The sequence below is a fragment of the Micrococcus sp. HG099 genome, assembly GCF_024723355.1.
In the GTDB taxonomy this organism is placed as follows: Bacteria; Actinomycetota; Actinomycetes; order Actinomycetales; family Micrococcaceae; genus Micrococcus; species Micrococcus endophyticus.
On the sequence record NZ_JANQCJ010000024.1, the window covers coordinates 1 to 25,134 of the forward strand.

Sequence of the window (25,134 nt, forward strand, 5' to 3'; positions counted from 1 at the left end):
GGCGCACCGGGCCGGGCCGACGTCGTCGTGCCCCCGGCCGACTCCTCCGCGGACGCCACGGGCACGCCGCCGAGCTCGAGGCGACGCTCGAGCGCCTCGATGCGAGCGGCCAGGCCGCGGTGCGTGTCGTCCGAGGCGGGCAGCAGCAACCGCGCCATCAGCAGCTCGAGGTGCAGGCGCGGGCTGGTGGCGCCCACCATATCCGTGAGCGCGAGGTTGGTGACGTCCGCGAGGCGGGAGAGCTCCGCCCGGGAGAGCTGCGCGGCCTGCGCGGAGAGGCGGCGCACCTGGTCCTCCGGCATGCCGTGGAGGATGGCGCCGGCCTCCTCCGGCAGGGCGCGGGCGATCACGAGGTCGCGGAAGCGGTCCAGCAGGTCTTCGACGAAGCGGCGCGGGTCCTGGCCGGACTGCACCACGCGGTCCACCACGCGGAACACCGTGGGGGTGTCGTCCGCGGCGACGGCGTCGATCACGTCGTCCAGCAGGGCCTCCGGGGTGAAGCCGAGCAGGCTCACGGCCAGCTCGTACGAGACCCCGCCGTCCTGCGCGCCGGCGATCAGCTGGTCCAGCACGGAGAGCGTGTCACGCACCGAGCCCGTGCCCGCGCGCACCACCAGCGGCAGCACGCCCTTCTCCAGGGACACGCCCTCCTCGGCGCAGAGCTGCTCGAGGTGGGCGATCAGCGGCTCCGGCGGCACGAGGCGGAACGGGTAGTGGTGCGTGCGGGAGCGGATGGTCCCGATGACCTTCTCCGGCTCCGTGGTGGCGAAGATGAACTTGAGGTGCTCCGGCGGCTCCTCCACGATCTTCAGCAGCGCGTTGAATCCCGCGGCCGTGACCATGTGGGCCTCGTCGATGATGAGGATCTTGTAGCGGTCCCGCACCGGCGCGAACGTGGCGCGCTCGCGCAGCCCGCGCGCGTCCTCCACGCCGCCGTGCGAGGCGGCGTCGATCTCCAGCACGTCCAGCGAGCCCGGCCCGCCCGTGGCCAGGTCCCGGCACGAGTCGCACTCCCCGCACGGCGTGGGCGTGGGGCCCTGCGCGCAGTTGAGGCAGCGGGCGAGGATGCGGGCGGAGGTGGTCTTGCCGCAGCCGCGCGGGCCGGAGAAGAGGTAGGCGTGGTTCACCCGGTCCTTCGCCAGCGCGGTGCGCAGCGGGACCGTGACGTGGTCCTGCCCGATGACCTCTTCGAACCGGTCCGGGCGATAGCGGCGATACAGGGCGGTGCTCACCCGCCTCACCCTATCCGCCCGGCGGACACGACAAGGGGGTCCGGTGGACGGGCCGGGCGTCCGGGCGGCGTCGGCCGGTCCCCGCCCGGGTCTGCGTCAGCCGCCGGTGAGGCCCCGGTCAGGCGCCGGCGAACGCGGCCGGGTCGAACACCCACGGCTCCCGCGGCAGGGACCCGTCCTCCAGCATCCGCGCGAAGGCGGGCACCGCGTCCGCCGGCGGCCCCGGCGGCAGGCCCAGGGACGACAGCAGCCGGTCCCGCACCCGCTCCGGGGTCCAGGACGGGCCCGCGGCGGCCAGGTCCTCGAGGGTCACGGCGCCGTCGCGCTTGGCCAGCCGCCGTCCCTCGGCGTTGAGCACGAGCGGGACGTGCAGGTAGGAGGTCTGCGGCAGCGCCTCCCCGCGCGCCGCGCACAGCGCCGCGGCCAGCCACCGCTGCCGCGGGGTCGAGTCCAGCAGGTCGTCCCCGCGCACCACCTGGTCCACGCCCTGGGCCAGGTCGTCCACGACGACGGCCAGGTTGTACGCGTACGCCCCGTCGTTGCGGCGCAGCACCAGGTCGTCCACCAGGCCGGTCACCTCGCCGTGCAGCAGGTCCACGGCCTCGGCCCGCGGGATCTCGCCCTCCGGCAGCCCCGCCACCTGGACCGCGTCGATCCGCAGGGCGGCCGGACGCACCCGACGACGCTCGGCCCGCTGCGCCGCGGTGAGGCCGCGACAGGTGCCGGGGTAGAAGCCGGGCGGACGCAGCGGCGCCGCGCCGGCGGGGCCGGGGGCGCCGTCGTCGTCCGCCGGGGCCGGGTGCGGGGCCGAGGTCGCCTCCGCGATGTCCTTGCGGGAGCAGAAGCACTCGTAGACCGCGTCCGCGCCGTGCGCGGCGCGCAGGGCGGCCACGGCGTCGTCGTACAGGCCGGTCCGCTCGGACTGGCGCACCGGCTCGGCGTCCCAGTCCAGCCCGACGGCGGCCAGCTCGGACAGCTGCGCGGCCTCGGCGCCGGAGCGCACCCGGTCCAGGTCCTCCACCCGCAGCAGGAACGTGCGGTCCGTCGCGCGCGCCGCCAGCCAGGCGACGATCGCGGTGCGCAGGTTGCCCAGGTGCAGGGCGCCCGTGGGGGAGGGGGCATAGCGGCCGGCGGGCATGGGACCTCCTGGGGAAAGCGAAGACCCCCCACGCACCTGCCAGAGCCCACCTACCCTTGCTACCTTCCGGTCCTGGGGGAGTTCAGCGAGATGACACCACGTGAGGGGCCGTCCGAGAGTCTAGCAGTGGCCCCGCCGGAGCGCACCTCGGCCGGGCGGGTCCCGAGGCGGGATTGGCGCCCCGCCCGCGGGTCTGGTTATGATGGAGCCTGCCCTTGCGCGGTTCGCCGCGAACGGGGCACGCCAAGGAGGATTCGCCTAGCGGCCTATGGCGCACGCCTGGAACGCGTGTTGGGTTAACAGCCCTCGGGGGTTCAAATCCCCCATCCTCCGCGGAACACCGGAAGCCCCGGGACCATCTGGTCCCGGGGTTTCCGCATGTCTGGACCGATTTCTGGCGGGAGGCCGGCCCGGGGACCTTTCCGCAGGCCCGCGCCGCAGCGGCCCGTCCCTGCGCGGCCTCGCCCGGAGCCCCATGGTTCGCCCGGACCCGAGACCCGTCCGATCGACGGAAACGGCCCGGACCGACGGAACGGCCGTCGATCCGGGCCGTTTCCGTCGATCCCGCGGGGCGGGCGAGGCGGGAGGACGGGTGGCGGCGCAGCCCACGACGCCGTCGCGGAACCGCCGCCACGCCGTGCGGGTCTCGGCGGCGTGTACGCTTCTCCCACCCGGGTGTGATCCCCACCACCGTCGCTGGCTTCTCCGGCCCGGGCTCGTCATCCCCCTCGCACCGGGAGTTCCCATGACCTTCGAAGACCTCATCGGCACGCTCAACGACGTCATCTGGTCGTTGCCGCTCATCTACCTCTGCCTGGCCGTCGGCCTGTACTTCACCGTCCGCACGATGTTCCTGCAGTTCGTCAACATCCCGGACATGATCCGGCAGCTCCGAGAGGGCGAGGACTCGAAGGACGGCACGTCCTCGCTGCAGTCCCTCATGATGTCCCTCGCCGGCCGCGTCGGCATGGGCAACATCGGCGGCGTGGCCACGGCCATCGCCTTCGGCGGCCCCGGCGCCGTGTTCTGGATGTGGGCGATGGCGCTGCTCGGCGCCGCCACGTCCTTCATCGAGTCCACGCTCGGCCAGATCTACAAGGAGCGCGACCGGGACACCGGCGAGTACCGCGGCGGCCCCGCGTACTACTTCACCAAGGCGTACAGCCACAAGCCGTGGGGCAAGGCCCTGGTGGTATACGGCGTCCTCTTCGCGATCGTGACGATCTTCGCCACCAGCTACTTCCTGCCCGGCGTGCAGGCCAACGGCGTGGCCGCCGCGGTGGAGCAGGCGTGGAGCGTGGAGCCGTGGATCGTGGCCGTCGCCATGGTCATCCTGCTGGCCTTCATCGTGCTCGGCGGCGTGAAGCGCATCGCCACCTTCGCCGTGTACGTCGTGCCCGTGATGGCCGTGCTCTACATCGTGTTCGCGCTGACCATCCTCTTCCTGAACGCGGACCAGATCCCCGTGGTCTTCGGCAGCATCTTCTCCAGCGCGTTCGGCATGGACGCCGTGTTCGGCGCCATCGTGGGCCTGGCCATCCAGTGGGGCGTGCGCCGCGGCGTGTACTCCAACGAGGCCGGCCAGGGCACCGGCCCGCACGCCGCCGCCGCGGCCGAGGTCTCCCACCCGGCCAAGCAGGGCTTGGTGCAGGCGTTCGCCGTGTACATCGACACCCTGTTCGTCTGCTCGGCCACCGCGTTCATCATCATCTCCACCGGCGCGTACCGCGTGTACGAGGGCGAGTCCGAGGCCGGCGCGGTGATCTTCGAGGGCGGCAGCCTCCCGGCCACCGCCTCCGTGGGCCCGGCCTACGTGCAGTCCGGCTTCGACGCCATGTTCTCCGGCTTCGGTCCGACCTTCGTGGCCGTGGCGCTCGCGTTCTTCGCGTTCACCACGATCGTGGCCTACTACTACATGGCCGAGGTCAACCTGGTGTTCATCACCCGGAACTTCTCCAACCCGCTGTTCCGCCGGGTGGCGCTGCGGGCGCTCCAGGGCCTGATCCTCGTCTCCGTGGCCTACGGCGCGGTGGCCACCACGGGCGCCGCCTGGGGCCTGGGCGACATCGGCGTGGGCTCCATGGCCTGGCTGAACATCATCGGCATCCTCCTGCTGCAGGGCCCGGCCCTGAAGGCGCTCAAGGACTTCCGCGCCCAGAAGCGCCAGGGCCTGGACCCGCAGTTCGATCCGCGCCCGTTGGGCATCCACAACGCCACCTTCTGGGAGGAGCGGGCCGACGGCCGCATCACCCCGGGCGTGGCCGGCACCGCCCCGACGCCGGTGGTCGACGCCGACGGCGGCTCGCACCGCGCCTGACCGGCGAGGGCCCGGCGGCTCCTTGCCGGCATCCTGCCCCCGCACGACGGCGGCCCGGACGCATCACGCGTCCGGGCCGTCGTCGTGCGGGGGCCTTCGCGTGTGCGCCGCGGATCTCCCGCCCGCTCAGAACAGCTGACGCAGGTTCGCCTTCGCCAGGTCCACCAGCTGGGTGCCCTTGCCGTCCAGGACGGTGCGCAGCGCGTAGAGGGCGAAGCCCTTGGCCTGCTCGAACTCGATGCTCGGCGGGATGGTCAGCTCCTGGCGCTCCGTCTTCACCACCAGCAGGGCCGGCCCCTCGTGCGCGAGGAACTCCGCCATCACCGCCGGCAGGTCCTTCGAGCGCTCCACGCGGAAGCCCTTGAGGCCCATGGCCTCGGCCACGGCGGCGAAGTCCGGGTTCTGCAGGTCCGTGGCGTAGGGGACCAGGCCGGCGGCCTTCATCTCCAGCTCCACGAAGTTCAGCGAGTCGTTGTCGAACACGAGGGTCTTCACGGGCAGGCCGTTCTGCACGAAGGTCAGCAGCTCGCCGAGCATCATCGCCAGCCCGCCGTCGCCGGCCATGGCCACCACCTGCCGGGTGCGGTCCACGGCCTGCGCGCCGATCGCCTGGGTGACCGCGTTCGCCATCGAGCCGTGCGTCATGGAGCCGATGATCCGGCGCCGCCCGTTCATGGTCAGGTAGCGGGCCGCCCAGATCACCGGGGAGCCGACGTCGGGAAGGAAGACGGCGTCCTCGGACGCCGCCTCGTCCAGGACGCGGGCCACGTACTGCGGGTGCACGGTGCGCCGGTCCGGGGCCGCCAGCTCGTCCAGGTCCTTGCGCGTCTTGGCGTAGTGCCTGCGGGCCTTCTTCAGGAAGGACGACGACGCGTTGCCGCGCAGCAGCGGCAGCAGCGCCTGCGCCGTCTCCTTCACGCCGCCCACGAGCGGGACGTCCACGGCCACCCGTCGGCCGATCTGGTCCCCGCGCACGTCCACCTGGATGACGGTCGCGTCCTCCGGGTAGAACTGCCGGTACGGCAGGGACGAGCCCAGGATCAGCAGGGTCTCGGCGTCCTTGAGTGCGTGGTAGCCGGAGGAGAAGCCGAGCAGGCCCGTCATCCCGACGTCGTAGGGGTTGTCGTGCTCCACGTGATCCTTGCCGCGCATCGCATGGACGATCGGGGCCTGCAGCCGTTCCGCCAGGGCCACGACCTCATCGTGGGCGCCGGCCGCACCCGCGCCGGCCAGGATGGTGATCCGCTTGGACGAGTCCAGGGCCTCGGCAGCCTCGCGCAGCACGGAGTCCGCCGGGATGACGCGGGACGGCGTGTGACGGATCACCTCGGGCTTCGCGGAGAGCTCGGTGAGGGCCACGTCGCCCGGGATCACGAGCACGGCCACGCCCCGCTGCTCGAGGGCGGCCCGCATCGCGGTGCGCAGCATGCGGGGCATCTGGTCCGCCGAGGAGACGTGCTCCACGTAGACGGAGCACTCGCGGAACAGGTCCTGCGGGTGGGTCTCCTGGAAGTAGCCCGAGCCGATCTCCTCCGACGGGATGTGCGCGGCGATCGCGAGCACCGGGGTGCGGGAGCGCTGGGCGTCGAACAGGCCGTTGATCAGGTGGAGGTTGCCCGGACCGCACGAGCCCACGCAGACCGCGAGCTCATCCGTGAGCTGGGACTCGGCGGAGGCGGCGAACGCGGCGGCCTCCTCGTGGCGGGTGTGCACCCACTCGATGCCGCCGTGCGTGCGCAGCGCCTCGGTCAGGCCGTTGAGGGAGTCTCCGGGCACGCCGTACATGCGGCGCACGCCGGAGGCGTGGAGGGTTTCGACGATGTTCTGGGCGACGTTCGCCACGGGGCACCTCTTCCGGAGGATCGGCGGAGCGCTCCCGGCCGAGGTGCGTGAGCCTCGCCGACGCGTCCCGGCCGGGCGGCGCGGCTGCCGTCCATGCTAGGCACGCGCGGGCGGCAGCGGCGAGGCGCGGCCGTCCGTCGTCGTCGGCCTCCCCGGTCCGACGACGACGGGCCCGACTCCGTCAGGCCCCGCGGCGTGCGGGGCGGAGGCGGAGCAGCGCCCCGGCGCCGAGGGCGCCGGCGGCGGCGAGCCCGGTGATCAGGAGGCCGACACCGAGCGCGGCGGCGAGGCGGGTGCGGGGGGCGGTGCGAGCGGTGATGCGCATGGTTCTCCTTCGAGGGTCCGGTCCTGCAGTGCGGGAGGAGGGGGCCCTCATCCCGGGCGCCTGAGCGGGGGAGATGCCCCCCGGCCGTGCTGCCGAGGAAGAACCTATGCACAACCGATTCACGGGAAAATCACGGAGCGATCACAGTCCGGATTCGGGATCGTCACGGACTCGACGCGAGACGGTCACGGCCGCCCCGTGCGCCGGGCAGCCCCCGGACGCCGTGCCCACGGCTCAGCGGACGAGCAGCTCCGGGTGGAACCGCTCGGTCACCTTGGGGTGCGCGCGCACGAAGCCCTTGAGCATGTTCGAGCCGAACGAGGCCAGCATGGGGTTGTCCGGGTCGTCCGAGGCGCCGCGGGCGTCCGCCGCGAGCTCGGCAGGCAGCTCCACCTGCTCGATCACGGCGTCCAGGCGCGGCGAGTAGAAGAAGGGCACCGAGTAGCGGTCCACGCCCTCGGGCGGGGACTGCACGCGGTGGATGGTGGCCATCAGGTAGCCGTCCGTGGCCACCTCGAGCATCTCCCCGAGGTTCACCACGAGCGCGCCCGGGATCGGCTCCACGGGCAGCCACGCGTCCTGGCCGTGCGGGCGGACCTCGAGGCCGCCCACCTCGTCCTGCAGCAGCAGCGTGATGAAGCCGTAGTCGGCGTGCAGCCCCACGCCCTGCGTCCCGGCCTCGGCCACGCCGCCCACGTAGTGGGCGAGCTTGGCCATCCAGGCGCGGTCGCCGTCGAAGGCCTCCGCGAAGTGGTCCTCCTCCAGGCCGATCGCCACGCACAGTGCCTTCAGCAGGTCCTCGCCCACACGGTCCATGAGGGCGGTCCAGGCCATGGCCGTGCGCTCCAGCTCGGGCATGTCTGCCGGCCACCGGTTCGGGCCCTGCAGGTGCCAGTACTCCTCGCCCTCGCCGATGCGCTCGGCGGGCACGGGGGCGCGGTCCGGGGAGAAGTCCAGCTGCTCGCGCGAGTCGGGGCGGCCCTGGGTGCGCTCGGCGGCGACGGCGGAGTAGCCGCGCCAGTGGGGCGAGTCCTGGTTGTGCAGGGCGAGCTTCTCGGCCTCGGGCCGCGCGAAGAACTCCGCGGTGACGCGGAAGAGGTCGTCCACCTGGCCGGGCGCGGCCCCGTAGTCCACGATCTGGAAGAAGCCCACGTGGTGGGCCGCGTGGCGCAGTCGTGCGAGGAAGTCCGGGTCGAAGGAGCCATCGGGGCGGCGCATCCCGGACAGGTCGAGGACGGGCACCTCGAGCGGGGCGTCGTCGGCCGGGGCGGTGGCGGGGGTCTGCGCGGTCATGGGGGGCAGTCCAGCGTCGGCCGGGGCCCCGCCGCCAGTTCCCGTGACGCCGGCGGGCCCTGCGTGACGTCGCGTGACGTGCCAGCGTCACACTGGTGCTGGGCGCCGGGCGGGCGCCTATAGTGCCCCGCGCTCAGTCCAGCAGGTCGCGCTCCACCCAGCGCAGCAGCGACTCGCCCGCCCGCTCGTGCACGTCCTCCGCGTTCCCGACGCCGCGGCCGGCCAGGTCCGCGGCGGTCAGCACCGGGTAGGGGGTGGCGGGGATCCCGTCGGCCGGCCGCACGTCCAGGTGCTCCACCGCGAGACCGATCGCGTGCAGCCGGTCCGCCATGGCGTAGTCCGTCCGCGAGTCCCCGGCGGTGAACCACCGGCCGGGCACGGGGACGCCCGCCTCGGCCATCAGGGCCCGGCAGCGGTCCACGCCCAGGTCCTTGCCGGAGGAGCGGTGCTCCACGTCCACCGAGATCACGGTGGGGTCCACGCGCACCTCGTCCGCGAGCCCGCGCTCGGCGAGCATTTCCTCGACCCCCGCGGCGACGTCGTCGCGCACCGGCTCGTACGCGGCCTGGTCCGCGCCCACCCGCATCTCGAGCGAGACCATGGCGAGCTTGGTGCGGTCCACGAACTGCAGGTCCCCGGCGCGCTCGCGGTTCAGCTTCCAGACGCGCTCGCGCAGGCCGGGGTCCAGGGCCATGGCCGGATCCGTGCGGACCCAGGCGGGGGCAAGACCGTCCACGGTGACCTCTGGCAGGGTTCCGGCGGGGACCGCGGCGAACGGGAACCACACGGCGCCCTTCTCGCAGACGGCGAAGAACGGGGCGTCGGCGGGCAGGCCGGCGGCGCGCAGCGGGCCGATCACGCTGTGCAGCAGGAAGTCCGCCGAGCGCCCGGTGTTGAAGCCCACCGGGACGCCGCGGCCGGCCAGGCGGACCAGGGTGGCGACGATCCCGTCCGGGACGGTCCGGGTCTGCGTGGAGGCCACGGGGCCGTCCACGTCCAACAGCAGTCCGATGGGGGAGGGGGCGCTCATGAGGCCAGCGTAGGCGGGGCGAGGCAGGGCACCCCGTCACGACCGGTGCGCTGGGGCGGCGGCGCGTCTCAGCCGCCCGCAGCCGCGTTCCACGCGTGGATCGTGAACGAGGAGCGGAACGGGCGGACCCGCTCGTAGGCGGCGGCCGCGTCGTCGAGGCCGAGGAGCCGGGCGCCCGTGGCCACCGCCGCGTCCCCGGGCAGGGGGACGTCCGGCGCATTGAGCACCCGCATGCTCACGTACGCCGCCGTCCACGGACCGACGCCGCGCAGGCCCACGAGCGTCTCGCTCAGCGCCTCCGGGTCCCGGGTCCGCTCCAGCAGGTCGGGGTCCGCGACCAGCGCCTCGGCGGCGCCCCGAAGCGCCTCGCGGCGGGCGGCGGGGCCGCGGTAGAGGGCGTGCAGTCCCTCGGCCATCCGCTCGGCGGTCGGGAAGAGCCGATCCACCGGGCCGTCGAATCCGAGGGAGGGCATGCGGGCGGCCATGTCCGCGAGCAGGGCGGTGGCCCGTGCCACGGTGATCTGCTGGCCGACGATCGCGCGGAACAGGCTCTCGTGGGGGTCCGGGCTCCCGGGCACGCGCAGTCCCGGGAACCGCGTGACGGACCGGGCCGTAGCCGAGTCCGCTGACAGGGCCGCGTCCACGGCCTGGGGATCGGCGTCCAGGTCGAGCATCCGCCGCACGAGCCCGGCCGCCGCGGGCACGTCGTCGGGGTGCGCGTGCCGCAGCTCGAGGCGGACCGCGCCGTCGTCGTCGGACACCACGGCGACGGCGGGCCCGCGGGGGAGCGCGAGGACGCGCGTGTACGCGGCCTCGTCCACGTGCTCCACGCCGGGGACGGCGCGGGCGGCGTGGAAGCGCAGCAGGTGGTCGAACGCGAACGGCCGCCGGTACGGCAGGCGCAGGACGTCGACGGCGGGGACGTCGATCATGACCACAGGGTAGGGGCCCCTCCGCCGCGGCGGAGGGGCCCCTCCGCCGTCCGGTCAGCCGAAGACGGCCGGCACCAGCGTGTACATCACGAGCATGATCAGGCCGATGGACACGACGTTGAGCCAGACGCCGGCGCGCACCATCTGCTTGATGCTCACCTCGCCGGAGCCGAACGCCACGGCGTTCGACGGCGTGGCCACGGGGAGCATGTAGGCGGAGCACACGGCCAGGGTCACGGCGATCGTCATGAAGATCGGGTCCATGCCCAGGCCCACGGCCACGGCGCCGAAGATCGGGAAGAAGGCGGCCGCCGTCGCCGTGTTGGAGGTCAGCTCGGTGAGCGCCAGGCCCACCACGATCACGATCAGCAGCACCACCCAGCCCGGCACGCCGCTGAGGCCGCCCACCTGGCCGCCGAGCCACTGGCTGAAGCCGGTGTTGGTGAACATGGCGGACAGGGACAGGCCGCCGCCGAACAGCAGCAGCAGGCCCCACGGGATCTCCTTGGCGGCGGACCACTGCAGCAGGGCGGTCTGCGAGGCGTCCTCGCCGCGGCGCCGGGCCGGGACGATGAAGCAGGCGATGGCGGCGGCGATGGCCACCTGCGTGTCGTCGATGGTTCCGAGCCAGGGGGCGACGGCGGCCACGGCGGGGATCTCCGCGATGAACGGCACGGCCACCCAGAAGAAGATCGCGGTCGCGAAGATCAGGGCGATGCGGCGCTCCGGCGTGGTCATGGGGCCGAGCTCGGCGAGCTCGCCGCGGATCATCTCGGCGCCGCCGGGGATCCGGTCCACCTCGGCGCGGAACACGAGCTTGGTGAGCACCACCCAGGCGATGAGCAACATGACGATCGCCCACGGCACGCCCACGAGCATCCACCGGCCGAACTGCATGTCGTAGTCGTGGTTCTCCAGCAGGTAGGCCTTCATGAGGGCCATCGGGGGCTGGCCGATCAGGGTGGCGGTGGAGCCGATGGTCACGCCGTAGGCCACGCCCAGGAGCATGGCGGCGGAGAACTTCGTGCCGGCGGCCTGGGCGTCCAGGGAGCGCACGAGGGTGAGGATCGAGGCGGCGATCGGCACCATGATCACCGCGGTGGCGGTGTTGGAGACGAACGCGGAGATCAGGGCGGAGGCGGCCATGAGGCCCAGCACGATCTGCGCGGGCTTCGTGCCCACCGCGCGGATGGTCAGCAGCGCCACGCGCAGGTGCAGGTTGGCCTTCTCGGTGGCCAGGCCCAGGATGACGCCGCCCATCACGAGGAACACCACGGAGTTGGCGTAGGGGGAGGCCACCTCGGCCATGGTGCCCATCCCGAACAGCGGGAACAGGACGATCGGCAGCAGCGAGGTGACGGGGATCGGCACGGCCTCCGTCATCCACCACACGGCCATCCAGACGGCGGCGCCGGCCACGGCGCGGCCCTCGAAGGCGAGGGAGGCCGGCAGCAGCAGGGCCATGAGGACGCCCAGGGCCGGGCCCAGCAGGGTGGCGAGCCAGGGGCGGCGCGCGGACTCGGCGCGGGGCGCGAGCCCGGGGGCGGAGGTCTCGGCCGCGGCGGGCGGCGAGGCGAGGGAGGAAGACATGGATGACCTCAGGGGAAGGAGACGGGAGCGGAGTGCTCCGGCTCGCTCTAGGGAGGCCTTTCATGGATCAGAAGGACAGAGTTCGAGAGGATTGAGAGGTGGAGCCTCTCAATCTGTCCTCGCCTGGTCTTTCCCCCGCCGTGTGGCGCGTCACTACTGTGAGCCGCGTGGAGATCCGACACCTGCGCTCGTTCGTGGCCGTCGCCGAGGAGCGGCACTTCGGCCGCGCGGCCGAGCGGCTCCACATCGCGCAGCCCCCGCTCTCCCAGCAGATCAAGCAGCTCGAGGCCGCCCTCGGCGTCACCCTCCTGGAGCGCACCACCCGCCGCGTGGACCTCACCGACGCCGGCCGGCTCATGCTGGACCGCTCGCGGCAGCTGCTGACCGACCTCGCCTCCCTCGAGCACGACGTCCGCGAGGTCGGCCGCGGCGCCGCCGGCATCCTGCGGGTCGGCTTCGTCGGCTCGGCCACCTACCGGCTCATGCCCGCGATCGTCCGGGCCGCCCGCGACGCCATGCCGGGCGTACGCCTGCAGATCACCGGCGAGAAGATCACCCCCGCCCTCGAGGACGCCCTCCTGGAGAACCGCCTCGACGTGGCCGTGCTCCGCCCGCCCGTGCGGGCCGCCGAGCTGACGCTCACCCCCGTCGAGGCCGGCCGCCTCCTCCTGGCCGTGCCCGCGGGCCACCGGCTCGCCGCCGAGGACGGCCCCGTCGCCCTGGCCGACCTCGTGGACGAGGAGTTCGTCTCCTACCCGCGGGACTCCGCGCTCACCGCGATCGTCCAGGAGGCCGCCCGCCGGGTCGGCTTCCGGCCCCGGCTGGTCCAGCGCGCGGGGGAGACCTCCACCGTCATGGCGTTCGTGGCCGCGGGGCTCGGCGTCGCCGTCGTCCCCGACGACGTCCGCCGCCCGGGCGCCGTCTCTGGCGTCGCCTTCCGCCCCCTGTCGGACATGCCCGACGTCGAGCTCGCCGTGGCCGCCAAGGCCGACGCCCGCAGCCCCCTCGTCCCCGCCTTCGTGGAGCTCGCGCGCCGCACCGCGGCCGCGCTCGCGGAGGCCGGCGAGGACCCCACCCCCGACCCCGACCGCCCCGCCCAGGAGACTTGAGTGAAGATCACCCGCATCGAGGCCATCCCGTACGCCATCCCGTACACCCACCCCCTGAAGTTCGCCTCCGGCGAGGTCCAGACCGCCGACCACGTGCTGGTGCGCGTGCACACGGAGGACGGGATCGTGGGCGAGGCCGACGCCCCGCCGCGCCCGTACACCTACGGCGAGACCCAGGTGTCCATCAAGCACGTGCTCGAGGAGGTCTTCGCGCCCCACGTGGTGGGCCTGAGCGTGTTCGACCGCTCGCAGATCCACGCGGTGATGCGCCGCACCATCCACAACCAGGTGGCCAAGGGCGCCCTGGACATCGCCCTCTGGGACGCCATGGGCAAGGCCCTGAAGACCCCCGTCACCACCCTGCTCGGCGGGTGGACCGACTCGATGCGCGTGAGCCACATGCTCGGCTTCAAGCCCGCCCAGGAGCTCCTGGACGAGGCGCGCCGCTTCGGCGAGGAGTACGGGATCACCACCTTCAAGCTCAAGACCGGCCGCCGGCCGCTATCCCTGGACATCGAGGCCTGCCACGTCCTGCGCGAGGGGCTCGGCGACGATGTCGACCTCTACCTGGACGCCAACCGCGGCTGGACCGCGAACGAGGCCATGGAGGTGCTGCGCCGCACCGAGGGCCTGGGCCTGAGCCTGCTCGAGGAGCCGTGCGACGCGAAGGAGACGATGAGCCGCCGTCGCCTGGTGGAGAAGTCCCCCATCCCCGTGGTCGGGGACGAGTCCGTGCCCACGGCCGGCGACGCCTCCCGCGAGCTGCTCTCCGGCGGCTGCAACGCCATCTGCATCAAGACCGCCCGCTCCGGCTTCACCGAGGCGCAGGAGATCCTCGGCCTGTGCACCGGCCTGGGCGTGGACGTGACCATGGGCAACCAGATCGACACCCAGGTCGGCTCCCTGGCCACCGTCACCTTCGGCGCCGCCTTCGAGGCCACCTCACGCCGCGCCGGCGAGCTGTCCAACTTCCTGGGCATGGCCGACGACCTGCTCACCGAGCCCCTGCAGATCCGCGACGGCCGCATCGCCGTGCGCCACGTCCCCGGCGTGGGCGCCGCGATCGACGAGGACAAGCTCACCCGGTACCGCACCGACCGCTGACCCCGGCGCCCACCGCGCCCGACGCCGGCCCGCACCGGGCCGGCGTCGCCCACCCCCGAAGACGACGCAAGGAGACCCCCCCATGCTGTTCCTCGCCCGGATGGACGTGACGTTCCCGGAGACCATGACCGACGAGACGAAGGCCGGCTTCCAGGCCCGGGAGAAGGAGTACTCCGGGGACCTGCAGCGCCGCGGCGTGATGAAGGGGATCTGGCGGATCGTCGGCGAGTACGCCAACCACTCCGTGTTCGACGTGGACTCCCACGACGAGCTGCACGCGATCCTCTCCGGCTTCCCGATGTTCCCGTACATGAAGGTGCGCGTGACCCCCCTGGCGACGCACCCGAACGCCATCGCCGAGGACTTCTTCACCACCGCCGAGGACCGCGCCGGCCTCTGACGTGATTGAGAGCGCCAGGCTCTCAATCATGCCTGATTGCGTCTTTCCCTCGGCTGAGAAGACGCCCTAGCCTGATCTCAACGGTGACGCCGATCACGCTGTGTCACCACCGCCACACCCCGCACGTCCCCCCGAAAGGACGCCTCACCATGGTTCCCAACGAGTTCGCCGGCGACGAGTCCGCCGCCGCCGCCGGCAACGCCGCCACCGACAACTTCCGCCGCGCCGGCAAGACCGGCACCGCCCAGGTCGACCAGGCCCGCGTCGACGAGCTCGCAGGCGCCCTGATCAAGGCCGCCAACGACATCGTCCTCGAGAAGAAGGTCACCTACGAGGAGTACAACGCCCTCAAGGCGTGGCTGATCAAGGTCGGCGACGACGGCGAGTGGCCCCTCTTCCTCGACGTGTGGCTCGAGCACTCCGTGGAGGACGTCGCCACCGAGCACCGCGAGGGCAACAAGGGCTCCATCGAGGGCCCCTACTACGTGCCGGACGCCCCGGTCCCCGCCGACGGCCACACCATCCCGATGCGTGAGGACGAGGGCGGCACCGCCATGGTGTTCCACGGCCAGGTCCGCTCCACCGACGGCACCCCGCTCAAGGACGCCAAGGTCGAGCTGTGGCACGCCGACAACGACGGCTTCTACTCGCAGTTCGCCCCGAACCTGCCCGAGTGGAACCTGCGCGGCTCCTTCCCCGTGGACGCCGAGGGCAACTACTCCATCAACACCGTGCAGCCCGCGCCGTACCAGATCCCGACCGACGGCGCGTGCGGCCAGCTGATCGCCGCCGCCGGCTGGCACGCCTGGCGCCCGGCCCACCTGCACCTGAAGGTGTCGGCCCCCGGCCACGAGCTGCTCACCGCCCAGCTGTACTTCCCCGGCGACGAGCACAACGACGACGACATCGCCTCGGCCGTGAAGCCCGAGCTGATCCTCGACCCGAAGCCCGCCGGCGAGGGCGTGGACGTGGAGTACGACTTCGTGCTCGACCCGGTGTCCGAGAAGACCACGGAGACCGTCCCGGGCGCCTGATCTCCCGACCCGGCCCCGCGCCGGACTCCACGCAGGCCCGGTCCGCCCCCGAGGCGGGCCGGGCCTGCGGCGTCGTGCAGGAGGCCCCCCCGACCCGTGCCCCCGGGCGGCCCGGCGGCTACGCTGACCCTGACGCGCGCCCCGCCGGGGCGCACCCCCGACACCCCGACCGACCCACACCCACGGGAGCACCCATGAGCACCGCCGCCGACCTCGGTCCGCACCGCAGCACCTTCGGTCCCGACGCCGCGGGCCGCGACCCCAGCTCCGGGACGGGCCTGGCCTCCACGGGCGGCCGCGTCGCCATGCTCCTCGTGGTGCTGGCGGCCCTGGTGGCCGCGTTCCTCGGCGCCGGCGTGGTGGCCGGGTTCACCCCCGTGGCCGAGGCCTCGGGCGGCTGGCTCGGCCCGGATGCCACCTGGGTGGCCCCGGCGAGCCCCGCATTCTCCATCTGGTCCGTGATCTACGCGGGCCTGCTGGCGTACGCCGTGTGGCAGTTCCTGCCGTCCGCCCAGTCCGCGAGGCACGACCGCCTGCGCCCCTGGATCCTCGCCTCCGTGCTGCTCAACGCCGCCTGGATCTGGACGGTGCAGCTGGGCCTGCTCGGGCTGAGCGTGGTGGTGATCGTCCTGCTGCTGGCGAGCCTGTGCCGCATCCTCATGCTCCTCGAGTCCGCCCGCGCCCACAGCTGGGGCGAGCGCATCCTGCTGGACGGCGTCCAGGGCCTGCACCTGGGCTGGGTCTCGATCGCGACCGTGGCGAACGTGGCCGCGTGGCTGGCCTCGACCGGCTGGACCGGCGACCCGTTCCAGCCGACCACGTGGGCGAAGATCATGATCGTGGTGGCCGTGCTCGTGGGCGCGTTCACCGCGGTGTACGACGGCGGACGCCCGGCTCCGGCGTTCGCCCTCGCCTGGGGCCTGGTGTGGATCGGCGTCGGCCGCGCGGACGGCTCGGGCCTGCTCTCGGGCAGCCTCGCCGTGCTGGCATGGGGCGGCGCCGCGATCGTGCTGCTGTGCTGGGTCGCCGCGCTGCTGCTCTCCCGCCGCTCGGCCACGGGCGAGGCCCGCGACCTGGTCCTGGACGCCCTCGACGGCGGCGACGACCCCGTCGACGGCCGCCGCTGACCCCGGCGGGCTGCGGTCCCCACCGTCAGCCCCGCCGCTTTCGTGTGGGAAACGGGAGCCTTCCGGGCGCTTTCGTGTGGGAAACGGGAGGCTCGCCGGGCGTCACCATGGCGTCACCTGGACGTTCTCTGTGCCAGGATGTGGCCACACCGAGGGCCCTGCCGGACGGCGGGGCCCTTCCTCATGCCCTCCCCCTCTCGCCAGGAGCTGCCTTGACCTCTCGCCTGTTCCCCCGCGCCGGCCTCGTCGCCGCGGCGGCCCTCTCCCTGGTCCTCACCGGCTGCACCCCCGCGGCCTCCGGCGACGACGTCCCGGCCCCCGCCTCGGCGGGCGCCCCGTCCAGCGGTGCCGCCGCGCCCGTCGTGAGCCGCCCGTCGAGCACCCTCGAGGCCGGTGACCCGGCCACCGTGGTCCGCGTCGTCGACGGCGACACGATCGAGGTCCGCCTGAACGGCGACGACGTCACCGTCCGCCTGCTCAACATCGACACCCCGGAGACGAAGCACCCGAGCAAGGCCGTGCAGTGCCTCGGCCCGGAGGCCACGGACCTCCTGGAGTCGCTGCTGGAGCCGGGGGACGACGTGGTCCTGCGCTACGACAAGGAGCGCACCGACCGTCACGGCCGCACCCTCGCGGGCGTGTTCGAGGACGAGGTGCTCCTCAACGCGGAGATCGCCCGTCGCGGTCTCGGCGTGCCCGTGGTCTTCGAGCCCAACCGCCGCTTCTACCCGGAGGTGCTGGCGGCCTGGAACGAGGCCGAGGCCGATGGCGCCGGGCTGCACCAGCCGGACCTGGAGTGCTCCCTGCCCGTCCTCGCCGCCCCTGCGGTCCCGGGGGAGGAGCCCCCGGCGTCGACGGTGGAGGAGCTGACGGCGGTGCTCGAGGCCGTCGCCGCCGGTGAGCAGACCTGGATGGAGGTCCACTACAAGGACGTCCTGCCGGGTGTCGAGCGCGTGGTGGCTGATCACGAGCGCCGCGCAGAGCAGGCCGCGGCCGAGGCGGCGGAGCGTCGCCGGGCCGAGGCGCAGCGCGCCGAGCAGGAGGCCGCCGAGCGTGCGGAGGCCGAGGAGGAGGCTGCGCGGCAGGCGGCAGCGGAACGCGAGGCCGCGCGTGAGGCCGAGGCGCAGGCGCAGCGCGAGGCGGAGCGCCAGGCCGCCCTCGAGGCCGAGCGTGAGGCCGAGGAGCAGGCCCAGGCCCAGGCCGAGGCCCGCGCCGCGGAGGAGGCGGCGGCCGAGGAGGAGGCCGAGACCACGGCTCTCGGCTGGGCGGACACGGCCTCCGGGTCGTCGTCGAACAAGGCGCCGAATCGCTGCTACGCGCCCGGCGGCGAGAGCTACGAGTACTGCGACGACCAGGGCTCGGGCTCCGGCTCGGGCTCCTCGGACTCCGGCGGCGGCTCCGGCGTCGGCGGCCCGGTGGCCGGCTCGGGCGGCGTCTGCCCCGAGGGCTACCCCGTGAAGGTCAGCAGCAACAACAAGTACCACCTGCCCGGTGGCCGCTGGTACGACAACACCGGCTCCAAGCGGTGCTACGCCTCCGCGGCCGCGGCCGAGGCCGCCGGCGCCGTGGCGGCCAAGGGCTGACGGCAGCCGCCCGCCCCGCGCGCCGCCGTCCGCGGTGCGTGGGAGCATGTGCAGCACGGGAAGGCCCCGCCCCGCGGCGGGGCCTTCCCGCATCGCCCCTCCCGCCGTTCAGGAGCACCGTGCCCCTTCCCCGTCTCCGCGCCGCGCTCGGCGTGATCACCCTGTCCGCCCTGCTGCTCACCGGCTGCGTCGCCACGGACGACGACGTCGCCCCGGCGCTCGCGTCCGGCACCGCGACGTCTGCCCTCGGCGCGTCCGTTCCCGGTGCCTCCGCCTCCACGGACGGCGCCTCCGCATCGGCCGCGTCGTCGAGCCCGGTCGCCGTGCCCACGGTCGAGGAGGAGGTCTCGAGCCCGGCACCGCCCCCGCCCTCCGCCCGTGAGGAGGCCACGAGTCCGACGCCGGCCGCGCCGGAGGCCGCGACCGAGGGCGACGTCGTGACGGTCGAGTCCATCGCCGACGGGGACACGATCCGCGTGACGCTCGACGGGGTCTCCACTCCGGTGCGCCTGCTGAACACCGACACGCCGGAGACCCGCCATCCCTCCCGGCCTGTCGAGTGCCAGGGCCCGGAGGCCACGGCCGCCCTGAAGTCGATGATCCGTCCCGGGGACACCGTGGTCCTCCAGTACGACGACGTTCTCCTGGACCGCTACGCCCGCCTGCTGGCCGGCGTCTTTGCCGACGGACGGCTCGTCAACGCCGAGATGGCCCGCCTCGGCCTGGGCGAGCCCGTGGTCTTCGACGGCAACGTGCGGTTCCTTCCCGAGGTCGAGGCGGCGTGGGAGCAGGCCCGCGCGGACGGCGTCGGGCTGTTCTCCGGTGAGTGCGCCGTGGAGGAGGCGCCCGAGCCGGTGGAGGACGAGGCGCCGACCGCCGTCGCCGAGCCCGCCCCCGCCCCGGCCGCGGGCTCCGGCCCTGTGCCCGGTGCGGACTTCGTGTGCCCGGACGACTTCCCGGTCAAGGGCAACGACAACTCCTTCATCTACCACGTGCCCGGCCAGCAGCACTACGGCCGGACCAACGCCCGCAACTGCTACGCCTCCGCCGCCGCGGCCGAGGTGGACGGGTACCGCGCGGCGAAGCGCTGAGCCCGCGAAGGCTCCCGTTTCCCGCACGAAAGTGCCCTGCCAGGCTCCCGTTTCCCGCACGAAAGCGTCCGGTCTGGGCCCCACGGCACCCTGCCCCGCGGACGACGACGGCCGCCCACCTCCGCGAGGTGAGCGGCCGTCGTCGGGCACGTCGGGGACCGGTCAGCGGTCCTCGTGGGTGGCGCGCAGCTCGTAGCCGCGCTCCTGCAGCGCGGTCTGCTTCTCCACGCGCTTCTCCAGGGCGGAGGCGTCCTTCGGGGGCAGCTTCACGGCCTCCTCGGAGGGCATGCCGGCGGTCAGCTGCTTGGCGCGCTCCACCTCGGTGTCCAGCTCGAGGCCCAGCAGGAGCACGATGTTGAAGATCCACAGCGCGAAGAGCAGGGCCATCACGCCGCCGATCGCGCCGTAGGCCGAGTAGCCGGCCAGCGTCGTGAAGTAGAAGTACAGGCCCACGGAGGCCAGCACCATGCCCACGAGGGCGAAGATGTTGCCGGGGCCGAACATGTGGAAGCTGGGCTTCTTCACGTTCGGGGTCATGTAGTACAGGGTGGCGATCAGCACGAGCACCAGGAGGATCACCACCGGCCACTTCACCCACGCCCAGATCGGCAGGAACGTGTCCGAGAGGAAGTTCACCACGGAGGTGAGGCCGAGCGGCCCGGCGATGGGGGCGAGCAGGCCGTCGACGAGGGCGCGGTTGAGCGCCAGGGAGATCAGCACCAGGACGATGCCGATGAGCATGACGACGGTGGTCAGGAGGTTCGTCAGGGTCAGCTTCACGAGGCCGCGACCCTCGGCGTAGTTGTACACCTGGTTCGACGCGCGGTTGAACGCTTTCACGTACGCCGAGGCGGACCACACCGCGGTCAGGATGCCGACCACCAGGGCGATGAGGCCGCCCGTGGACTGCTGCATCAGGTTGTCCACCACGCTCTGCACCACCGACTGGTAGTCGGACGGGACCATGGTGGTCAGCTGGGTGACCAGGTCGTCGACCGCCGAGCGGTTCGAGGCCAGCACGAGCGTGAGGATGGAGAACACGGCCAGCAGGGCCGGTGCCAGCGAGAGCACCATGAAGTACGTGAGCTTCGCGGCGAGGTCCGTGCCGCCGTCGTTCAGGAACTCCTTGAACGCCCGGGTCGCCGCGTACTTCCAGCCGGCGCCGTCCAGCTTGACGCCCTTCAGGCGCTCGGTGCGCTCCTCCGGATCGATCTTCGCGGCCTCCAGGGTCGCGTCCACAGGATGAATGGCCACGTCGGTCCTCTCACGCTCGGGGCAGGGTGTGGATCGGGCCCCACGGTAGCGGACGGGTGCGCCGTCCGTCCCGACCGGAGCGGCGCTGGGCCGTGGACCCGGGCGATCAGCACTCGATGACGTTCACGGCCAGGCCGCCGCGCGAGGTCTCCTTGTACTTGGACTTCATGTCCGCGCCGGTGTCGCGCATGGTCTTGATGGCCTGGTCGAGGGTGACGCGGTGGGAGCCGTCGCCGAGCAAGGCCAGGCGGGCCGCGTTGATGGCCTTCACGGAGGCGATGGCGTTGCGCTCGATGCACGGCACCTGCACGAGGCCGCCCACGGGGTCGCAGGTGAGGCCGAGGTTGTGCTCGATGCCGATCTCCGCGGCGTTCTCCACCTGGTCCACGGTGCCGCCGAGCACCGCGCAGAGGGCGCCGGCGGCCATGGAGCAGGCCGAGCCGACCTCGCCCTGGCAGCCGACCTCGGCGCCGGAGATGGAGGCGTTGCGCTTGTACAGGATGCCGATCGCGGCGGCGGTGAGCAGGAACTCCACCACCTTGTCGTCCCGCTCCTGCTGTGTGGCGTCCTGGGGCAGCACGAACCGCATGTAGTAGTGCAGCACGGCCGGGATGATGCCGGCCGCGCCGTTGGTGGGGGCGGTGACGATGCGCCCGCCGGAGGCGTTCTCCTCGTTTACGGCCAGGGCGAACAGGTTGACCCACTCCATGGCCCACATGGGGTCGGTGCGGTCGGTGGTCTCCAGCAGGTGGGCCCGCAGGGCGGGGGCACGACGGCGGACCTTGAGTCCGCCGGGCAGGATCGGCTCGGTCCGGGTGACGCCGTTGTGCACGCACTCCTGCATGACGTCCCAGATGGCCAGCAGCTGGGTGCGCAGCTCGCCGAGGTCGTGGCGGGTGGCCTCGTTGGCGAGCATGAGCTCGGCGATGCTCAGCCCGTTGGTGCGGCAGCGGCCGGCGAGCTCGGCGCCCGTGGCGAACGGGTAGGGCTCGCCGCCCTCGCCGTCGTCGTGGCGGCTGACGTCCCGGCTCTCGTCCAGCTCGGCCTCGAGCTCGTCCGAGGTGACCACGAAGCCGCCGCCCACGGAGTAGTAGTCGCGCGTGTGCAGCTGCTCGCCGTCGGCGTCGAAGGCTGTCAGGCGCATGCCGTTGGGGTGCCCGGGCAGCGTGCGGCGCATGTGCAGTGTCATGTCCTTCTGCCGGTCGAAGGCGATCTCGTGGCGGCCGTCCAGGGGCATGCGGCCGCCCTGGAGGATCTCGTCCACGAGGCCCACGCAGGCGTCCGGGTCGATGGTCTCCGGGTCCTGGCCGGCCAGGCCGAGGAGCACGGCGGTGTCCGAGCCGTGGCCGATGCCCGTGGCGGCGAGGGAGCCGAACAGCTCCGCCTCCACGCGCGCGGTGCGCTCCAGGACGCCGTGCTGGTCCATGCTCTGGGTGAAGCGGCGGGCGGCGCGCATCGGCCCCACCGTGTGGGACGAGGACGGGCCGATGCCGATCGAGAACAGGTCGAGGACGCTCAGCGCCATGCTCAGGCTCCTTGGGGTGGGGACGGAGTGCGGACGGGGGCAGGGGACGGAGGGCGCGGCGGCCGGGGGTGGTGGCCGACGACGCGCGGCCGGGTCGTCCCGGCGCACCCCCACCCTAGGGGCAGGCGGGGTCCGGGGCCATGGCGCCGGGCGCACTACTGCCAGGTAGGCCGACGTCTACGTGGCAGTAGTGCGCCTAGCAGGGAGGGATCGGAGGGCGCGGCTCAGAGGATGTTGTCCTTCGACTCCTCCACCTGGGCGGCCGCCCGGAACGCGGCCAGGTCCCGCAGGTACTCGTCCGCGTGGCTGAACGCAGGCCCCTGCCCGGCCACGAGCATGACGCCCTCGAGCGGCTCGAACCGGGAGCGCCCGGCGTGGACGTCCTCGCCGGCGTCGGCGAGGGTGCGCAGCTGCCACCACGTGGGGGCCATGAGGTTGACCTCGCCGGCGCGGAAGCGGCGCAGCAGCTCGGCGGGGGAGGCCCAGCCGTGCTCGGCGGCCTCCGAGGACATCCGCTCGGGGCTCTGGCCCGCGGGCAGGTGCACGGCGAAGAAGAACGTGTCGTAGCGGCGCGGGCCGCCGTGCGGGGTGATCCACCGGGACCACGGCACGAGCGCGCCGGCGTCCGGGCGCAGCCCCTCGTCGCGCAGCAGGTCGCCGAAGTCCACCTCGTGCCGCTCGACGGCGTCGCGCAGGTCCTCGGGCAGGGCCGCCACGCGGTCCGGGTCCACGGGGGCGCCCGTGGCGGTGTCCCGGGCCAGGAGGACGCCGGTCTCCTCGAAGGTCTCGCGCACGGCGGCGGCGAGCACGCGGCCGGCGCCCTCGGCGGGGTCGAGCGCGGCGAGGGTGCCCAGGGCGTCCACCGGCTCGTGGGGCAGGCCCAGTCGGCGGCCCCAGGCGGCCAGGTCGGTGCCCTCCCACAGCGCATCCGGCAGGTCGTCGGCGGGGTCCACCCGGCCGCCGGGGAAGGCGGTGGCGTGGGCGCTGAAGGCCATGCTCCCGGCGCGGCGCAGCGCGAACACGGAGGTGTCCCCGTCCTGCTCCGGGCGCACCAGCATCAGGGAGGAGGCGGGGACGGCCGGGACGTCGGGCCGATCTCCGTCGGCGGGGCCGGCAGAGGGTGCGGCGGAGGGTGCGGCAGGGCTCACGGAGGCTCCCCTGATCTTCGGTGGATGGCGGTTCGGCCGCGCCGTGGGCCGGCCCGTATTCTGTAGCGTAGGTCACTGTGCCCGGGGTGTGAGGCCCCGGGGTGAGAACGCGACGCGAGGAGGAGACGCCGTGAAGATCCTGGTGCTGGCCAAGCAGGTGCCGGACACGTGGCAGGAGCGTGAGCTGAGCCTGGACACGGGCTGGGTGGTGCGCGACGGCGCCGCGGAGCCCGTGCCGGACGAGATCAGCGAGCGGGTCATGGAAGTCGCCCTCGGCTGGCGGGACGCCGGGACGGACGCGGAGATCGTGGCCCTGACCGTGGGCCCGGAGGACTCCTCGAAGACGCTGCGCAAGATGCTCGCCATGGGCGCGGACGCCGCCGTGCAGGTCACGGACGACGCGCTCGTCGGCTCCGACGCCGTGGAGACGGCCCGCGTGATCGCCGCCGCGGTCGAGCGCGAGGGCGCCGACCTCGTGCTCGCCGGCACCGTGTCCACCGACGGCGGCACCGGCGTCGTCCCGGCCATGGTGGCCGAGCTTCTCGACCGGCCCTACCTGCCGCACGCCGAGGCCCCCCAGCTCGCCGACGGCGAGCTGACCGGCACCGTGGCGACCTCGGACGCGGACGTGCGCGCCGCCGTCGCCCTGCCCGCCGTGGCCGGCCTGACCGAGAAGACCGCCGAGCCGCGGTTCCCGAACTTCAAGAACATCATGGCGGCCAAGAAGAAGCCGCTGACCGTGCTGTCCCTGGCCGACCTGGGCATCGCCGCGGGCCCGGCCGAGGCCGCCTACCGCTCCGTGATGGTCTCGGCGGACACGCGCCCCGAGCGCGCGGCCGGCGAGAAGGTGTCCGACGACGGCACCGCCGCCCAGCAGCTGGTGGACTTCCTCGCCGGGCGGGGGCTGGTGTGAGCGCGAACGTGGAGGAGACCGAGATGACCATGCAGAACGACGCCGTGACCAGCGGCCGCACCGTGCTGGTGCACGCCGAGCTCGGCGCGGACGGCGCCCTGCGCCCCGTCGTGGCCGAGCTGCTGGGCGCCGCCGCCACCGTGGGCGTGCCCGAGGCCGTCCTGGTGACGGGCGCCGCGACCCAGGACGCCGCCGTCGCCCGCCTGGGCGAGCTCGGCGCCGCCCGCGTGCACGTGCTCGTGGCCGAGGACGCCGCCGGCACCCTCGGCGACGCGGCCGTGCAGGCCCTCGCCGCGGTGACCGCCCGCACCGCCCCCGTGGCCGTGCTGCTCTCCGGCAGCCCGGAGTCCCGCGCCGTGGCCGGACGCCTGTCCGTCCGTGCCCGCGGCCCCGTGTGCGCGGACGCCGTGGCGCTGCGCTGGGCCGACGACGAGGTGATCGCCCGCCACTCCGTGTTCGGCGGCGACTTCCTCAGCGAGTCCACCGGCGAGGGCGGCCCGCGGATCATCACGATGCGCCCCGGCGCCGTCTCGGACCGCGCCCCGGCCGTGGCCTCGCCCGAGGTCGTGAAGGTGGCCGCCGCCGAGCTCGGCGCCGTCACCGCCGGCGCCCGCGTGCTCGAGACGACGCCGCGCGTCCAGCAGGCCGACCGTCCCGCCCTGCGCGGGGCCAAGACGGTCGTCTCCGGCGGCCGCGGCGTGGGCTCCGAGGAGGGCTTCGCGATCGTGGAGGAGCTTGCCGACGCGCTCGGCGCGGCCGTGGGCGCCTCCCGCGCCGCCGTCGACGCCGGCTACACCGCGGCGGACCGCCAGGTGGGCCAGACCGGCGTCATCGTGTCCCCGAACCTCTACATCGCCCTCGGCATCTCCGGCGCCATCCAGCACCTGGCCGGCATGAAGACGGCGAAGACCATCGTGGCGATCGACAAGAACGAGGACGCCGAGATCTTCGAGTACGCCGACTTCGGCGTGGTCGGGGACATCTTCAAGGTGGTCCCGCAGGTCATCGAGCAGCTGCGCGCCCGACGCGGCTGAACCGCTGCGGGCGCGGTCCGCCCCGGACCGCGCCCCCCGGACCCGTCCCTTATACCCAGCTGACGCCGCCGACGAGCCTACGCGCGTGTGTCTTGTAGCGACGCCGGTTCTCG

General features: G+C 73.5%; 21 protein-coding genes, 1 tRNA gene and 1 other RNA gene. 11 read left to right on the plus strand and 12 right to left on the minus strand.

All coding sequences use genetic code 11. The features are described 5' to 3' along the window. The 3 genes from NWP10_RS03745 to ffs form a co-directional block, all read right to left on the minus strand. A partial coding sequence (locus NWP10_RS03745; protein WP_258299926.1) for a DNA polymerase III subunit gamma and tau occupies positions 1-1,232 on the minus strand: 1,232 nt, incomplete at its 3' end. Between the two features lie 118 nt (positions 1,233-1,350). Then, positions 1,351-2,370, minus strand: a complete 1,020-nt coding sequence (gluQRS, locus tag NWP10_RS03750; RefSeq protein ID WP_258299927.1) for a tRNA glutamyl-Q(34) synthetase GluQRS — start codon at positions 2,368-2,370, stop codon at positions 1,351-1,353. Between the two features lie 16 nt (positions 2,371-2,386). After that, an RNA gene (gene ffs / locus NWP10_RS03755) (signal recognition particle sRNA small type) lies at positions 2,387-2,483 on the minus strand. A 134-nt stretch (positions 2,484-2,617) separates the two neighbouring features. Here ffs and NWP10_RS03760 point away from each other — a divergent pair. Together NWP10_RS03760 and NWP10_RS03765 are read left to right on the plus strand one after the other, a co-directional pair. Further along, positions 2,618-2,703 (plus strand) — tRNA-Ser (locus tag NWP10_RS03760). A gap of 412 nt (positions 2,704-3,115) precedes the next feature. Next, the gene (locus tag NWP10_RS03765) at positions 3,116-4,687 is read left to right on the plus strand and encodes a sodium:alanine symporter family protein (protein WP_258299929.1); all 1,572 of its coding nucleotides are present in this window, start codon (positions 3,116-3,118) and stop codon (positions 4,685-4,687) included. Between the two features lie 126 nt (positions 4,688-4,813). On the opposite strand, the gene poxB is transcribed toward NWP10_RS03765, so the two are convergent. From poxB to NWP10_RS03795, 6 genes are all read right to left on the minus strand, one after another. Beyond that, positions 4,814-6,529: a ubiquinone-dependent pyruvate dehydrogenase gene (gene poxB, locus NWP10_RS03770; RefSeq protein WP_258299930.1), complete on the minus strand. Its 1,716-nt coding sequence runs from the start codon at positions 6,527-6,529 to the stop codon at positions 4,814-4,816. A 181-nt stretch (positions 6,530-6,710) separates the two neighbouring features. Next, entirely contained in the window at positions 6,711-6,854 is a 144-nt protein-coding gene (locus NWP10_RS03775) for a hypothetical protein (RefSeq protein WP_258299931.1), read from the minus strand. A 234-nt stretch (positions 6,855-7,088) separates the two neighbouring features. Continuing rightward, positions 7,089-8,147, minus strand: coding sequence for an isopenicillin N synthase family oxygenase (locus tag NWP10_RS03780; RefSeq protein ID WP_258299932.1), 1,059 nt, complete (start codon positions 8,145-8,147; stop codon positions 7,089-7,091). 133 nt (positions 8,148-8,280) lie between these two features. Then, positions 8,281-9,177 (minus strand): haloacid dehalogenase, encoded by an 897-nt coding sequence (locus NWP10_RS03785; RefSeq protein WP_258299933.1) that lies wholly within the window; start codon positions 9,175-9,177, stop codon positions 8,281-8,283. A gap of 68 nt (positions 9,178-9,245) precedes the next feature. After that, on the minus strand, positions 9,246-10,109 hold the full coding sequence (locus NWP10_RS03790) for a DNA-3-methyladenine glycosylase (protein WP_258299934.1): 864 nt from the start codon (positions 10,107-10,109) through the stop codon (positions 9,246-9,248). Positions 10,110-10,163: 54 nt separating this feature from the next. Beyond that, positions 10,164-11,699: an SLC13 family permease gene (locus NWP10_RS03795; RefSeq protein WP_258299935.1), complete on the minus strand. Its 1,536-nt coding sequence runs from the start codon at positions 11,697-11,699 to the stop codon at positions 10,164-10,166. Between the two features lie 167 nt (positions 11,700-11,866). Here NWP10_RS03795 and NWP10_RS03800 point away from each other — a divergent pair, with 167 nt between their 5' ends. The 7 genes from NWP10_RS03800 (at position 11,867) to NWP10_RS03830 (ending at position 19,147) form a co-directional block, all read left to right on the plus strand. Continuing rightward, entirely contained in the window at positions 11,867-12,808 is a 942-nt protein-coding gene (locus NWP10_RS03800) for a LysR substrate-binding domain-containing protein (protein ID WP_036379562.1), read from the plus strand. After that, the gene (locus NWP10_RS03805) at positions 12,809-13,912 is read left to right on the plus strand and encodes an enolase C-terminal domain-like protein (protein WP_258299936.1); all 1,104 of its coding nucleotides are present in this window, start codon (positions 12,809-12,811) and stop codon (positions 13,910-13,912) included. It begins immediately after the preceding gene. Positions 13,913-13,994: 82 nt separating this feature from the next. Then, positions 13,995-14,312 (plus strand): muconolactone Delta-isomerase, encoded by a 318-nt coding sequence (gene catC, locus NWP10_RS03810; protein WP_017489241.1) that lies wholly within the window; start codon positions 13,995-13,997, stop codon positions 14,310-14,312. A 149-nt stretch (positions 14,313-14,461) separates the two neighbouring features. Next, the gene (gene catA, locus NWP10_RS03815; RefSeq protein ID WP_017489240.1) at positions 14,462-15,346 is read left to right on the plus strand and encodes a catechol 1,2-dioxygenase; all 885 of its coding nucleotides are present in this window, start codon (positions 14,462-14,464) and stop codon (positions 15,344-15,346) included. A gap of 194 nt (positions 15,347-15,540) precedes the next feature. Continuing rightward, on the plus strand, positions 15,541-16,473 hold the full coding sequence (locus NWP10_RS03820; protein ID WP_258299937.1) for a tryptophan-rich sensory protein: 933 nt from the start codon (positions 15,541-15,543) through the stop codon (positions 16,471-16,473). Positions 16,474-16,685: 212 nt separating this feature from the next. After that, complete coding sequence (locus NWP10_RS03825) at positions 16,686-18,056, plus strand: thermonuclease family protein (protein ID WP_258299938.1); 1,371 nt, start codon at positions 16,686-16,688, stop codon at positions 18,054-18,056. Between the two features lie 119 nt (positions 18,057-18,175). Then, the gene (locus tag NWP10_RS03830; protein ID WP_017489385.1) at positions 18,176-19,147 is read left to right on the plus strand and encodes a thermonuclease family protein; all 972 of its coding nucleotides are present in this window, start codon (positions 18,176-18,178) and stop codon (positions 19,145-19,147) included. Positions 19,148-19,309: 162 nt separating this feature from the next. On the opposite strand, the gene NWP10_RS03835 is transcribed toward NWP10_RS03830, so the two are convergent. The 3 genes from NWP10_RS03835 to NWP10_RS03845 all read right to left on the minus strand — a co-directional run bounded on the left by NWP10_RS03835 (position 19,310) and on the right by NWP10_RS03845 (position 23,074). After that, the gene (locus NWP10_RS03835; RefSeq protein WP_258299939.1) at positions 19,310-20,401 is read right to left on the minus strand and encodes a YihY/virulence factor BrkB family protein; all 1,092 of its coding nucleotides are present in this window, start codon (positions 20,399-20,401) and stop codon (positions 19,310-19,312) included. A 106-nt stretch (positions 20,402-20,507) separates the two neighbouring features. Next, a complete protein-coding gene (locus NWP10_RS03840; protein WP_158493311.1) occupies positions 20,508-21,926 on the minus strand; it encodes an L-serine ammonia-lyase in 1,419 nt (472 codons plus the stop codon). A gap of 224 nt (positions 21,927-22,150) precedes the next feature. After that, entirely contained in the window at positions 22,151-23,074 is a 924-nt protein-coding gene (locus NWP10_RS03845) for an NUDIX hydrolase (RefSeq protein ID WP_248194484.1), read from the minus strand. 130 nt (positions 23,075-23,204) lie between these two features. Here NWP10_RS03845 and NWP10_RS03850 point away from each other — a divergent pair, with 130 nt between their 5' ends. Both NWP10_RS03850 and NWP10_RS03855 read left to right on the plus strand, forming a co-directional pair. Next, positions 23,205-23,987, plus strand: a complete 783-nt coding sequence (locus NWP10_RS03850; RefSeq protein ID WP_017489388.1) for an electron transfer flavoprotein subunit beta/FixA family protein — start codon at positions 23,205-23,207, stop codon at positions 23,985-23,987. Beyond that, positions 23,984-25,021 (plus strand): electron transfer flavoprotein subunit alpha/FixB family protein, encoded by a 1,038-nt coding sequence (locus NWP10_RS03855; protein ID WP_309137692.1) that lies wholly within the window; start codon positions 23,984-23,986, stop codon positions 25,019-25,021. Before NWP10_RS03850 ends, NWP10_RS03855 begins: the two co-directional genes overlap by 4 nt. Positions 25,022-25,134: the final 113 nt, after the last annotated feature.